Below are 13,557 nucleotides of genomic sequence, written 5' to 3'. Positions count from 1 at the left end.
CTCCCCTGGCAGACCGGTCAGACAGTAGCACCGCGCCCTGTCGATGTCAGGACGCGCTGGCGCCCCGGCAGCGCCGGCGGTGTCACGTACATCAATCGCCGCATGCATTTCCTTCGCCCCATCTTCGCTTCGCCTTCGCGCGGCAGGGGTCGTAGTGAAGCCGACCGTTGCGATTGTCGCGGCGGCCATACCTGAAGGATCAAACGACATCGCTCACTCCCCGCATGGCACGGCCCGGTTCATCCCCGGCATGGTTTCCATGCAGAACCACGAAGGATTGCACGACATGAATGCCCCGTTCCCGAAGTGGCCGCAGATCATGGTGGTGGAAGACGACATGCTGGTTTCCGCAGCGCTGGAAATCGCGCTCGAATCGAAGCATTGCCGCGTGCTGGGGCCGGTCGCCACCCTGGAGGATGCGCACGCATTGCTGGATGCGTCGAATCCGGACTTCGCGCTGATCGACTATCGGCTCGCCGCCACGACCACCGAAGACCTGCTGGCGTCGCTCGATGCCAGGCATATACCGACCTGCGTACTGACCGGTGCCCGCGCCAGTGAATTGCCGCAGGCGTATGCGCAGTGCGCCGTGTTGCAGAAACCGTTTCGGCTGGACGCGTTGCTTGATGCGCTGAGGCAGGTCAGGCCGGGGTGATTGGGGGCCTCTGGGGGAAGTTCGGGCCGTGGGCTCGTCATCCCAGCGAAGCGCTTTACAGCAAGACATCTCGAACAACCCGGCTTTCGGCATTTGTAGGAGCTATTCGAGGATGCCTGTGGGAGCGACTTCAGTCGCGATGGCCGCGACAGCGGCCTTCGGCATCGCGGCGTTGCAGTGGCTCGATGCACAGGCGGGTGGTGCAGCGTGCTGCCGAGCCGTCGCGACTGAAGTCGCTCCCACAGGATAGGCTGCGGCCGCTGAGGCAGGTCGGGCCGGGGTGATTGGGGGCTCGGGGGAAGCTCGAAAAACTGGCCATGGGCTCGTCATCCCGGCGGGACGCTTTACGACAAGGCATCGCGAATAACCCGGCCTTTGGCACTTGTAGGAGCGCACCCTGTGCGCGATCCCCGTCACCGCAGCGCACCGTGTTTTCGCGCACAGGGTGCGCTCCTACAAATCGGGGCTATTCGAGGATGCCTGTGGGAGCGACTTCAGTCGCGATGGCCGCGGCAGCGGCCTTCGGCATCGCGGCGTTGCAGTGGCTCGATGCACAGGCGGGTGGTGCAGCGTGCTGCCGAGCCTTCGCGACTGAAGTCGCTCCCACAGGATAGGCTGCGGCCGCTGAGGCAGGTCGGGCCGGGGTGATTGGGGGCTCGGGGGAAGCTCGAAAAACTGGCCATGGGCTCGTCATCCCGGCGGGACGCTTTACGACAAGGCATCGCGAATAACCCGGCTTTTGGCACTTGTAGGAGCGCACCCTGTGCGCGAATCCCGTCACCGCATCGCACCGCGCTTTCGCGCACAGGGTGCGCTCCTACAAATCGGAGCTATTCGAGATGCCTGTGGGAGCGACTTCAGTCGCGATGGCCGCGGCAGCGGCCTTCGGCATCCCGGCGTTGCGGTGGCTCGATGCACAGGCGGGTGGTGCAGCGTGCTGCCGAGCGTTCGCGACTGAAGTCGCTCCCACAGGATAGGCTGCGGCCGCTGAGGCAGGTCGGGCCGGGGTGATTGGGGGCTCGGGGGAAGCTCGAAAAACTGGCCATGGGCTCGTCATCCCGGCGGGGCGCTTTACGACAAGGCATCGCGAATAACCCGGCCTTTGGCACTTGTAGGAGCGCACCCTGTGCGCGAACCCCGCCACCGCAGCGCACCGTGTTTTCGCGCACAGGGTGCGCTCCTACAAATCGGGGCTATTCGAGATGCCTGTGGGAGCGACTTCAGTCGCGATGGCCGCGGCAGCGGCCTTCGGCATCGCGGCGTTGCAGTGGCTCGATGCACAGGCGGGTGGTGCAGCGTGCTGCCGAGCCGTCGCGACTGAAGTCGCTCCCGCAGCATAGGCCACAGGATTGGGCCGCTTCGTCTGCGTTGCTTGAATCGGCGCAATCCATCTGAACGAAGCGCCGACGCAGGTAACCGGTCGCGGCCGTGCAGCGAAGAGTTGACAGGTGAGCGCTGCAGGCTTGCGCCATCCATCGTTGCCAACACACGCGGAGCATGACATGCATGACCACGCCTCAGCCGATTCGCCGCCGCGCCGGATCGGATCATGGACTTTGATCGCCGCCGCCGTGGCCGTTGCCGCGCTGTCGTTCGGCTACGTCGGCGGCTGGCTGGCGCCGCGGCGGCTCACGCCGCAGAAACTGGTGAACCAGCTGCAGGACAACGCGGGCACGTTTGCCGGCTATCGCCGCAACCACGCGAAGGGCGTTTGCGTCACCGGCTATTTCGACAGCAGCGGCGGCGCCCAGCCGTATTCGGTAGCGCAGGTGTTCGAGCCGGGCCGCACGCCGGTGGTCGGCCGCTTCGCGATCCCCGGCGGCAATCCTTACGCTCCCGACGGCAGCGTGCCGATCCGCAGCATGGCGTTGCGCTTTGCGCTGGCGAACGGACAGCAGTGGCGCACCGGCATGAACAGCATGCCGGTATTCCCGGTCGCCACGCCGCAGGCGTTCTACGCGCAATTGCAGGCACAACAACCGGACCCTGCCACCGGCAAGCCGGACCCGGCGAAGGTCGCGGCGTTTTTCGCGGCGCATCCGGAAACCGCGGCGTTCCGTGCCTGGGCGAAGACGGCGAAACCGTCCGCCAGCTTCGCGACGGAGAACTACTGGAGCCTCGATGCCTTCGTGTTCGTCGATGCGGCCGGCCGACGCCAGCCGGTGCGCTGGCGCATGGTGCCGGAGGCGACCGACGCCCATGCCGGCAAGGCCGGCGACGCGGACTATCTGGCCAGCGACCTGGCCGCACGCCTGGCACAGGGGCCGCTGCGCTGGCAGCTGCAGGTGACGCTGGCGAATCCGGGCGATCCGACCAACGACGCCACGAAAACATGGCCGGACGACCGCCGCACGATCGACGCCGGCACGCTGGTGCTCGAACACGCCGAGCCGCAGGACAGCGGCCCCTGCCGCGACATCAACTACGACCCGCGGGTGCTGCCGGCCGGCATCGAGGCTTCGGACGATCCGCTGCTGCCGGCCCGTTCGGCCGCCTACGCCGATTCGTACCTGCGCCGCACCAGCGAGGAGGCCCACTTGCCCGGCACGGTCGCCGCGCACACGCCGCCGGAGAAGACGCGATGAGGACCGACCCGAACACGTTCACGCTGGCGGCACGCGTGCTGCACTGGCTGATGGCGGTGTTGATCGTGGCGATGCTGTTCATCGGCGTCGGCATGGTGGCGTCCGTGTCCGAACGGCACGCATGGCTGCTCGCGATCCACAAGCCGCTCGGCATCGCGATCCTGATCCTGGCGATCGTGCGACTGGCCGTGCGCCTGCGCCATCCGCCACCGCCGCTGCCGGCGGACCTGCCGGCGATACAGAAACTGGCGGCGCTGGCCTCGCACTGGCTGCTGTATGTCCTGATGCTGGCCATGCCGCTGATCGGCTGGGCGATGCTGTCGGCCGGCGGCTATCCGGTGATGCTGGGCACGTCGCTGCGGCTGCCACCGATCTTTCCGACCAACGCCGTCGCGTTCGCCGTGCTGCGCCATCTGCACGGCGGGTTCGCGATGCTGCTGTTCCTGACGTTCCTGGCGCATATGGCGGCGGCGCTTTATCACGGGCTGATACGCCGGGACGGCGTGCTGCCGTCGATGCTGCGCGGCGTGAAAACGGCACCGCCCCTGGAGCACGTCGACCCATCCTGAAAGACCGGGGTCCCGTGCGTTTCGGCACTGGCGAGCGGGCGCGGCCCAGCGGAAGCTGTCCGGCAATCCGAACGAAGGAGTCGTCCGATGTCGCGTGCCACCTGGTTTGTTCTGTTGCTTGCTGTCTCGTCGGGCACGATCTCGTCGGGCGCACTTGCGATGGCCCACTCGAACAATCCGAACCGAGCGGCATGCGAGGTATGGCTGCGCGAAATGGCGTTTGCGAAGAGCGTGCAGCGGCACGATGCGGCGGCGTTCGCCACGTTCCTCGCCGGCGACGCCGTGTTCGACGCGAACACGGACAAGCCGACGCATGGCGCCCGTGCGGTCCGCCAGCACTGGGCGGCGATCATCGCGGGCAAGACCGTACGCCTGGACTGGTATCCACAGCATGTGGTGGCGGCGGCCGATAGCGCGCTGGCGTATTCCAGCGGCGTCTATTTGTTCGAAAATCCGGAGACCCACGCGAAGCCGCGCTACCTGACCGGTCATTTCTCCACCACCTGGCGACGCGACGGTGACGACGTCTGGCGTGTCGCGTTCGACGGCGGCGATGAGGGCAGGCCGGCCAGCGACACGCAAGTGAAGGCGTTCCGCGCAGGCCGGCGGAACGAGTGCCCGATGGTCACCGTGGCGGAGCTGCCCACCATCCGGCATTGATGTCCGAAAACGGCGCTGTACCGCCCGCGGGCTAGGCCGTTTCGCTGATTGACCGATGACGGGGGAGCAGCCCAGACTACGCGCGGGGAACCCGGCGATGACTGTTCACGTCATCATGGGAAAGCCGTCATGCATACGAGTTCGATCCACTGGTTCACCGTTGCCGCGATGCTGCTCGCTGTCATCGGCGCGGCGCAGGCAGCCGACAACAGCAAACCCACCGACGCGCAACTGATCGCGAGCGCGATGCGCGCGGCGCCGAAGCGCGTGGCGAAGGACGCGACGATCATCGCGATGGGTGCGGATGGCCAGATGCGCACGCTGCGCAAAGGCAGCAACGATTTCACCTGCATGCCGGACAACCCCGCCACGCCGGGGCCGGATTCCATGTGCATGGACAAGAACGCGACGGAATGGGTTAACGCGTACATGGCGCACAAGACGCCGCCGGCCGGCAAGCTCGGCCTGATGTACATGCTGGAAGGCGGCACGGATGCGAGCAACACCGACCCGTACGCGAAGAAGCCGGACGGCAACAACCACTGGATCAAGACCGGGCCGCATTTCATGATCGTGGGCGCGGACCCGGCGTTCTACGCGAACTATCCGAAGAGCCCGAACCCGGATACCGCCGTGCCGTATGTCATGTGGGCCGGCACGCCGTACGAGCATTTGATGGCGCCGATCAAGTAATCCCGCAACCGGGGTTGCGCGGCCGCCGGCCGGTGGGTGCGAGACGCATCGACCGGTCGTTCGCGTGCGTCATCGCAGCCCGCAAGGCTGAATTCCGCCGCCTGACGCGGCGCGGTATTGATGTCCGAAAACGGCGAGTCCGGCCGGCCCAGTGGTGCTAGCCTGCACCCATGAACGAGCTCCCCACCCTGCCCGACGCGCACATCTGCGAACAGGCCCGGCTCAGCCGCGATGCGCGTTTCGACGGGCTGTTCTTCACTGCCGTGAGCAGCACCGGCATCTATTGCAGGCCGGTGTGCCCGGCGCCGCGGCCGAAGCGCGAGAACGTGCGCTATTACGCGAACGCGGCAGCGGCGGAAGCGGCCGGCTTCCGGCCATGCCTGCGCTGCCGGCCGGAGCTCGCGCCGGGCAACGACCAGTGGCAGCGCGGCAATCATGTGGTCGCACGCGCGTTGAAGCTGATCGAGGCCGGCGTGCTGGCGGAACAATCGCTGGACGAACTCGCGAGCCGGGTCGGCATCGGCGCGCGGCAGTTGCGCAGGCTGTTCGTGGAGCGCGTCGGCGCGCCGCCGATCAGCGTGCACACGACGCGGCGGTTGCTGTTCGCGAAACAGTTGCTGACGGAGACCGCGCTGCCGGTGACGGAGGTCGCGCTCGCGTCCGGCTTTCGCAGCCTGCGCCGGTTCAACGCCGCGTTCCTGCAGGCGAACCGCATCGCGCCGCGCGAATTGCGCCGGCACCCGCGCACGGCAGCCGGCGCGGCACTGGTGTTGCGGCTCGGCTATCGGCCGCCGTACGACTTCGAGGCGCTGCTGACATTCCTGCGCACGCGTGCTCTGCCGGGCGTGGAACGGGTCGACGAGCACAGCTACGCGCGCGTGTTCGGCCCGGCCGACGCGCCAGGCTGGCTGCGCCTCGGTGCATGGCCCGGCGGCGGGCATGCGCTGCAGCTGGAGTTGCATTGCCCGCAGCCGACGCGGCTGCTTGGCGTGGTGACGACGTTGCGGCGCATGTTCGACCTGGATGCGAATCCGCAGGCGATCGCGGACACGTTCCGGCACGACGCGCTCCTGGGCCCGTTGCTGGCGCGCCGCCCCGGCCTGCGCCTGCCCGGCGGCTGGGACGGTTTCGAGATCGCCGTGCGCGCGATCCTCGGCCAGCAGATCAGCGTGGCGGCGGCGCGCACGCTGGCGACACGCATCGTGCAGCGCTGGGGCGAAGCGTTGCCGTCGGCACCGATGGCGGGACTGGAACGACTGTTCCCGACGCCGGCCGCGCTGGCGCAGGCGGACTTGCGCGAGATCGGCCTGACCGCGACGCGCGCCGCGACGATCAGCGGGATGGCGCAGGCGCTGCTGGATGGCAGCGTGGATTTCGGCGCGGAGCAATCGCTGGACGAATTCGTGGCGCGCTGGGTCGCGCTGCCCGGCATCGGCGAATGGACGGCGCATTACATGGCGATGCGTGCCTTGAGCGATCCGGATGCGTTCCCGGCCGCGGACCTGATCCTGCGCCGCGTGGCCACGACCGACGCGACACCGCTCAGCACCAAAGCACTGGCGCTGCGCGCCGACGCGTGGCGACCGTGGCGTGCGTATGCCGTGATCCAATTGTGGCGTGGCGCCTCCGATGCGCTGCCGCCGCCACGCCGCAGCAAACGGGAGGCGATCGCATGACAACCATGACCGACATCATTCATTACGACGAGATGGACAGCCCGGTCGGCACGCTGCGGCTGGTCGCTGACAGCCAAGGCCTGCGCGAGATCTGGTTCGAGCGCGAGCGTCATCCGAAGAAGGCCCACTCGAACTGGGTCCGTGCGGCCGCACCGCTGAAGTTCGCCCACGTGCAGTTGGAGGAATACTTCGCCGGCGTACGCCGGCACTTCGAGCTGCCGCTGCATCCGCACGGCACGCCGTTCCAGCTCGCGGTGTGGGACGAGCTCGGGCGGATTCCGTACGGCGTCACCATCAGCTACGGCGAACTGGCGCGGCGCATCGACAAGCCGCAGGCAGTGCGCGCGGTCGGCGCCGCGAACGGACGCAACCCGCTGCCTATCGTGCTGCCCTGCCACCGGGTGATCGGCGCCGACGGCAGCCTCACCGGCTTCGGCGGCGGCCTGCCGACCAAGCGCTACCTGCTGATGCTGGAAGACAGCATCGCGCGAGGCGACCTGTTCGGCGGCCTTTAGGGAACCTCTGAACAAGCTTCCGCTCGTCGCCAAGATCCCCGTTTGCCTGTGGGAGCGACTTCAGTCGCGATGGCCGCGGCAGCGGCCTGCAGCATCCCGGCGTTGCAGCGGCTCGATGCTCAGTCAGGCGGCGCAGCGCGCTGCTACGCGATCGCGACTGAAGTCGCTCCCACAAGGGTGAAGTCGCTCCCACGAGGGGCACTCTTCTCCAGACCGCAGTGGACTTATTCAGGCCATCCTTAGGGATGCTCTGATTGACCTCGATTTTCGTCATTCCGCGAAAACGGGAACCCAGTGTCTGTGACGTTGATGCACAAAGGCGCTGGGTCCCGGATATCGCTTCGCGATTTCGGGATGACGAAAAAAATCAGCGCATCCTTGGCAGTTCGCTGATACGCCGTTCGATCTTGACGCTGCGAAAATTTCACGTATACACTGTATACATGAAGAAACTCGCCACGCCGGAAAAGATCCTGCGCGCCGCCCACAAGCTGTTCGAACGTGAGGGCGCCGACGCCGTCAGCATGCGCCGCGTCGCCGATGCGGTTGGCATCACGCCGATGGCGATCTATCGGCATTTTCCGAATCGCGAGGCGCTGCTGAAGCGGCTGTCCGACGACAGCTTCAACGCGGTCGCGCATGAATGGGAAGCCCGCGCGACACATCCGGACATCCTCAAACGGCTGCACGCGCTGCTGGAGCCGTATCTGCAATACGCGCTGGAGCATCCACACCTGTTCGACCACGCGTTCTCGGTGCGCCGCGACGATGCGCGGCGCTTTCCCGAGGACTTCCGCTCGCGCCAGTCGCCCACGCTCAACGTCATTGCCGATGCGGTCGCCGAGGGCGTGCGGCGCGGCGTGCTGAAGCAGGACGACCCGTGGGACGTGGCGATGTCGCTGTGGGCGCACGCGCACGGCCTGGTCGCGCTGTATCGCGCCGGCCGCTTCAGTGACGACGAGGCGCAGTTCCGCAAGTTCTATTTCGAATCGATAGGGAGACTGATCGATGGCATCAAGGCTTGATCGTTCCGCGCTGCCCGCATGGCTGACGGCGACCGCACTGGCCGCGCTGGGCTGGTGGTTTGGCAGCGGCGTGCAACCGCTGTGGTGGCTGACCTGGCTGGCACCGTTGCCGGTGCTGTGGCTGGCGCCGCGGGTTCGCGCCCTCTGGGCGGCACTGGCTGCCTTCGCCGCCTACGCGATCGGCGGCATCAATCTTTGGGGTTACCTGCACGGGTACATCGGCCTGCCGGTGGCGGCGATCATCCAGGCCGTCGGCACACCGGCCCTCGTGCTCGCCCTGTGCACGCTGCTGTTCCGGCGGCTGCTGCTACGCGGGCACGCGCTGGCCGCGGCGCTGGCCCTGCCGGTGACGTGGGTCGCCGTCGAATACGTCAACAACTTGGTCTCGCCGCACGGTACGTTCTTCAACGTCGGCTATACGCAGATGGATGCGTTGCCGATCATCCAGATCGCCGCCGTCACGGGCATCTGGGGTATCGGCTTTCTCGTGCTGCTGTTGCCGGCGGCGATCGCGGTGCAGAGCGCACACCAGGCGCCGAAGCGCGGTCGTGTGGCGGCTGCCGCGATCGTCACGCTGCTGCTGGTGGCCACGTTCGCCTACGGCAGCTGGCGATTGCAGGCCCCAGCCACATCGACGATCCGCATCGGCCTGGTGTCGCTGCAGGAGCGCGCGCGGTCTGCCGCAGACCTGCAGGCGCGGGATGCCCATTACGTGGACGCGATCAAACGTCTGGCGGATGCCGGCGCCCGCATCGTGCTGACCCCGGAAACCTCCTTCGCCAGCGACGATGCCAACCTTCCCGCATTCGCGGAACTGTCGAATCGACGCGACCTGACGGTGGGCATCGGTGTCGATTCCACGAGCGACCCTCGCGCCGAGCGCAACATGCTGATGGTGTTCCAGCCGGGCGTCATGTCGCCGGCCACTTACAGCAAGCATCATCTGCTCATCGGCTTCGAGCAGTACACCCCGGGCGACCGCTACACCGTGCTCGAAGGTACGCCGCGGATCGGACTGGCGATCTGCAAGGACATGGATTTCCACGACGTCGGGCACGCCTATGCGGCTCGCCATGCGCAGCTGTTGCTGGTGCCGGCATCGGATTTCACCATCGACGGCTGGCTGCACAGCCGCATGGCGATCATGCGCGGCGTGGAAAGCGGTTTCGCCGTCGCACGTGCCGCCCATTCCGGCCGCCTCACGCTGAGCGACGACCGCGGCCGCGTGCTGGCCGAGGCTTCCAGCGAGAAGCACGATGCCGAGCTGGTGGGCGACTTGCCGCTACGCGAGACGCACACGCTGTACACGCCATGGGGTGACTGGTTCGCGTGGCTGGATCTGGCTGGGCTGGTCATGCTGCTGGGCCTGGCCTGGCGTCCGCTGCCCCGCTGAAGCCAACGGTCAGCCGCTGCGCGGGGGTGCGGGAGAATCCTTCGGCGCCACGCGCGGCAACATCGGGGTATCCCGTTCGCGGTCGAGCAGGTCCTGCTGGGCCGCGCGAGCGCGCTCGCGCTGGACGCGATCCGCCGCGTCCATCTGCTGCTGGATGCCGGGGCTGTTCGCGGTCGGGCGCTTCGCGTTGTCCGACACGCTTTGATGCAGACGCTGGTCCAGCTGGCTTTTCTGCAGTTGATCGCGGGTCTGCTGCTGTTGCGCAGCCTGCTGGAACTGCTGGCCCGACGACTGCGGATTCGATTGCCACGCGCCCGCCATGCCGAACGGCGCCAGCGCCAGCGCGACTAGCAGCAGTGTGCGCATGTGCTGCGAAACGGGACGTGTAATGGTCATGACGATGGGCAATCATGGGGGATGGTTTTCGCATCCTAGGACTCCACACATGAAAATCCTGTTTCGCCTGCTGCTGTGTACGTTGGCGGCATTCAGCGCCGGTTGCGCCACCCGGCCACCGGCAGCGCCGGCCGCCGTCGCGGCAGCGACCAGCCGGCCCGCGCCGCTGCTGCTGATCTCGATCGACGCGTACCGCTACGACTATCTCGAGCGCGGGCTCAGCCCGACCCTGGCGATGCTGGCGAACGACGGTGTGCGGGCGGCCTCGATGCAACCGTCGTTTCCGTCGCTGACGTTCCCGAACCACTACACCATCGTCACCGGCCTGCGCCCGGATCACCATGGCATCGTCAACAACACGATGTTCGATGCCGCACTCGGCAAGTTTTCGCTGGGCAACCGCAAGGCGGTCAGCGACGGCCGCTGGTGGGGCGAAGGCACGCCGATCTGGGAGACGGCCGACCAGCACGGGTTGCGCACCGCGACGATGTTCTGGCCCGGGGCCGAGGCGGATATCCATGGCCGCCACCCGGACGAGTGGATGCCTTACGACGGCAACGTGACGCCGGACCAGCGCGTGGACCGGGTGCTGGCATGGCTGGACCAGCCGGCCGCGCGACGCCCCACGTTCCTCACCTTGTATTTCGATGCGGTCGATCACGCCGGCCACAAGTACGGGCCGGACACGCCGCAGGTGGACGACGCACTGCGCGAAACCGATGCGGCGATGGCGCGGCTGGTGCGGGGCCTGCGGCAGCGCGGGCTGTTCGACAAGATCAACCTGATCGTGCTGGCCGATCACGGCATGGCCAGCGTGCCGGAACGGAACAGCGTGATGATCGACCGGCTGATCCCGCAGGATCGCGTGCAGACGGTGAGCATGGGCATCCTCGCCGGCTTCAATCCGAAAAACGGCAGCGCGCAAGCCGCCGCCGATTTCGCCGCGATCGAACACCAGCTCGAGCGACCGCAGAAGCATATGCGTTGCTGGGACAAGACCCGCGTGCCGGCGCGCTTCGTTTACGGCAGCAATCCGCGCGTGCCGCGGCTGCTGTGCCTGGCCGACGTCGGCTGGCGCATCACCACCACCGACTACGCCGCCAGCCACAAAGGCAAGGTCAGCATCGGCGAACACGGCTACGACAATGCCGATCCGCTGATGCAGGCGCTATTCGTGGCGCACGGCCCCGCGTTCCGCGTCGGTGCGAAGGTGCCGGCATTCCCGAACGTGGACGTCTATCCGCTGATGACCCACCTGCTCGGCATACCCGCCGCCGCGAATGACGGCGACTACGACGCGGTGATGGACATGCTGAAACCCGCAGCACGCTGAAGCCATCACCCCGTAGGGCGAGCAGTGCCCGCCCTACAAAGCCCCCCGATTCCCGATTCCCGGCTCCTACGGCATCGCGCCCTTGCTCATCGGCGTCGGCGGCGTCGCCACGTTCACCAGCGGCGGCAGCCGGAACAGGCGCAGCGCTATCAGCAGGCCGGCCAGCACCAGCGCGCCGACGAACAGCGCCACGCCATTCCAGCCATGCGACGCATAGAACAGCCCGCCGCTGGCGCCGGCGATGCTCGAACCCATGTAGTAGCAGAACAGGTACACCGACGAGGCCTGCGCCTTCGCCGCGCCGGCGCGGCGCCCGAGCCAGCTGCTGACGATGGAGTGGCCACCGAAGAAGCCGAAAGTCACCGCGACGATGCCGAGCATGACCAGCGGCAGCGGTTGCATCATGGTCAATGCCACGCCGGCCAGCATCAGCGCGAACGCGGTCCACAACACCTTGCGCCGCCCCAGCTGGCCGGCCAGGTGGCCCATCCACGCCGAGCTGAAGGTGCCGACCAGATAGATGCCGAAGATCAGCCCAACCGCGGCCTGGCTGAGGTTGTACGGCGGCGCCAGTAAGCGGTAGCCCAGATAGTTGTAGACGGTGACGAACGCGCCGAGCAGCAGGAAACCCTCGACGAACAGCCACGGCAGTCCGCGGTCGCGGAACATGCCGGCGAAGCGTGCCAGCACCATGCGCCAGTGCAGCGGCTGCGCCACGAAATGCCGCGACGGCGGCAGCGCGCGCCAGAAGATCAGGCCGGCCAGCACACCGATCGCCCCGACCACGCCCACGCCGAAACGCCAGCCGAAGAAATCGTCCAGCACACCGGTGATCAAGCGCCCGCCCATGCCGCCGACTGCGCTGCCGCTGATGTACAAGCCCATGCCAAGGCCGATCGACTCGATGTCCATCTCCTCGCCGAGATACGTCATCGCCACCGCCGGCAAACCGCTCAAAGTCAAGCCGAGCAAGGTACGCACCGCCAGCAACGCCGGCCAGCTCGGCATCACCGCCGTCACCAGCACCAGCAGCGCCGACGACAGCAGCGACGCCACCATCACCGACTTGCGCCCCCACGCATCCGACAGGGCACCGGCAAACAGCATCGCGAACGCCAGCACGCCGGTAGTCAGCGACAACGACATGGCCGCACCTGCCTCGCTAACCCCGTAGTCGCGGCTGAACTCCGGCATCAGCGGCTGCACGCAGTACAGCAGGCCGAACGTGGCAAAGCCCGCCGCGAACAGCGCGAGATTGGTGTGGCGGAATGCCGGGGTGCCGTGGTGGATCTTCGGTATGGCGCCTGCTGCCGTGCCTGCTGTCATGAGATGGATCCGCTAGAACGACGGAGCAGTATGGCAAGACGCGCGAGTACGGCCTATCCCTCCGATGCAGCAATCATTCCCTCATGGCGACCCGGGCGCCGACGAAGCATCGGCACTGCGTGCAAAGAACGCCACGATCAGCCCGAACAGCATCATTGCCAGCAGATTCTCGATAAACGATCGGGTCGTGAAATGCGGTTTCGGCCACGCCGCGGAAAGCGGCACGACCACGTATTCCATCACCACGAACACCACCGCGCCGTATAGCACGCCGGCCGTCACCCAACGCCGGTTCAGCCAGGTCAACTGCCGCGCGGCAAAGACGAAGATGGCCGCGATCAGCAGAGACATTCCCCACTGCAGCACAAGCCCCAGTAACGAGACCGGCATGCCGCCATGAAACGCAACCTTGCCCAGCAGGCCGCTGGCAATGGCGCGCAGGATGATGAGCGGGCTGATTCCGTTGATCAGAGATGCGACACCGATATCGATCGTGCCGGCGATGAAGCCGCCGTATAGGATCGCGATCAATGTGGATGAGCGGGTGGCTGTCATGGACGATCCTCATCAGGCTGCGGCGGACGAACCGGACTCCCGGCTACGGCGGGTCAATGCAGGCGGCCACCTTGCTGCGGGCCGACACACGGGAGATACGCCGTCGCCCGGGCACCTACATGTGCCAGCAGTCATGCCGCCATCCGCGACGGCCGGCGTCATGGACTTCAGCCGCT

Annotated in this window: 13 protein-coding genes; 10 read left to right on the top strand and 3 right to left on the bottom strand. The window is 67.1% G+C overall.

Annotation, left to right across the window (positions count from 1 at the left end; all coding sequences use genetic code 11):
* Nucleotides 1-286: 286 nt before the first annotated feature.
* The 9 genes from ACFPPB_RS02785 (at nt 287) to ACFPPB_RS02745 (ending at nt 9,771) form a co-directional block, all read left to right on the top strand.
* The gene (locus ACFPPB_RS02785) at nt 287-655 is read left to right on the top strand and encodes a response regulator (RefSeq protein ID WP_377324182.1); all 369 of its coding nucleotides are present in this window, start codon (nt 287-289) and stop codon (nt 653-655) included.
* A 1,502-nt stretch (nt 656-2,157) separates the two neighbouring features.
* Nucleotides 2,158-3,240: a catalase family peroxidase gene (locus ACFPPB_RS02780; protein WP_377324180.1), complete on the top strand. Its 1,083-nt coding sequence runs from the start codon at nt 2,158-2,160 to the stop codon at nt 3,238-3,240.
* On the top strand, nt 3,237-3,809 hold the full coding sequence (locus ACFPPB_RS02775) for a cytochrome b (protein ID WP_377324178.1): 573 nt from the start codon (nt 3,237-3,239) through the stop codon (nt 3,807-3,809). Before ACFPPB_RS02780 ends, ACFPPB_RS02775 begins: the two co-directional genes overlap by 4 nt.
* Nucleotides 3,810-3,896: 87 nt before the next feature.
* Nucleotides 3,897-4,469 carry a YybH family protein gene (locus ACFPPB_RS02770; protein ID WP_377324176.1) on the top strand — a complete coding sequence of 191 codons (573 nt, stop codon included), beginning with the start codon at nt 3,897-3,899 and terminating at the stop codon, nt 4,467-4,469.
* 129 nt (nt 4,470-4,598) lie between these two features.
* The gene (locus tag ACFPPB_RS02765; RefSeq protein ID WP_377324174.1) at nt 4,599-5,162 is read left to right on the top strand and encodes a hypothetical protein; all 564 of its coding nucleotides are present in this window, start codon (nt 4,599-4,601) and stop codon (nt 5,160-5,162) included.
* A gap of 170 nt (nt 5,163-5,332) precedes the next feature.
* Nucleotides 5,333-6,838 (top strand): AlkA N-terminal domain-containing protein, encoded by a 1,506-nt coding sequence (locus ACFPPB_RS02760; RefSeq protein WP_377324172.1) that lies wholly within the window; start codon nt 5,333-5,335, stop codon nt 6,836-6,838.
* Nucleotides 6,835-7,353 (top strand): methylated-DNA--[protein]-cysteine S-methyltransferase, encoded by a 519-nt coding sequence (locus tag ACFPPB_RS02755; RefSeq protein WP_377324170.1) that lies wholly within the window; start codon nt 6,835-6,837, stop codon nt 7,351-7,353. Before ACFPPB_RS02760 ends, ACFPPB_RS02755 begins: the two co-directional genes overlap by 4 nt.
* Before the next feature lie 443 nt (nt 7,354-7,796).
* Nucleotides 7,797-8,378: a TetR/AcrR family transcriptional regulator gene (locus ACFPPB_RS02750; RefSeq protein WP_377324168.1), complete on the top strand. Its 582-nt coding sequence runs from the start codon at nt 7,797-7,799 to the stop codon at nt 8,376-8,378.
* A complete protein-coding gene (locus ACFPPB_RS02745; protein WP_377324166.1) occupies nt 8,362-9,771 on the top strand; it encodes an apolipoprotein N-acyltransferase in 1,410 nt (469 codons plus the stop codon). Before ACFPPB_RS02750 ends, ACFPPB_RS02745 begins: the two co-directional genes overlap by 17 nt.
* A 9-nt stretch (nt 9,772-9,780) precedes the next feature.
* Here the strand turns inward: ACFPPB_RS02745 and ACFPPB_RS02740 are convergent, their stop codons facing one another.
* Complete coding sequence (locus ACFPPB_RS02740) at nt 9,781-10,167, bottom strand: hypothetical protein (RefSeq protein WP_377324164.1); 387 nt, start codon at nt 10,165-10,167, stop codon at nt 9,781-9,783.
* 49 nt (nt 10,168-10,216) lie between these two features.
* Between ACFPPB_RS02740 and ACFPPB_RS02735 the strand changes: the two genes are divergently transcribed.
* Nucleotides 10,217-11,500, top strand: coding sequence for an alkaline phosphatase family protein (locus tag ACFPPB_RS02735; protein WP_377324162.1), 1,284 nt, complete (start codon nt 10,217-10,219; stop codon nt 11,498-11,500).
* Between the two features lie 66 nt (nt 11,501-11,566).
* On the opposite strand, the gene ACFPPB_RS02730 is transcribed toward ACFPPB_RS02735, so the two are convergent.
* On the bottom strand, nt 11,567-12,826 hold the full coding sequence (locus ACFPPB_RS02730) for an MFS transporter (RefSeq protein ID WP_377324160.1): 1,260 nt from the start codon (nt 12,824-12,826) through the stop codon (nt 11,567-11,569).
* 81 nt (nt 12,827-12,907) lie between these two features.
* Nucleotides 12,908-13,381 carry a hypothetical protein gene (locus ACFPPB_RS02725; protein WP_377324158.1) on the bottom strand — a complete coding sequence of 158 codons (474 nt, stop codon included), beginning with the start codon at nt 13,379-13,381 and terminating at the stop codon, nt 12,908-12,910.
* Nucleotides 13,382-13,557 lie beyond the last annotated feature (176 nt).

Source organism: Rhodanobacter terrae, assembly GCF_042657005.1.
GTDB lineage: Bacteria > Pseudomonadota > Gammaproteobacteria > Xanthomonadales > Rhodanobacteraceae > Rhodanobacter > Rhodanobacter terrae.
Note: the sequence above shows the minus strand (reverse complement) of the source record. Positions and strands in the feature narration are given on the sequence as shown.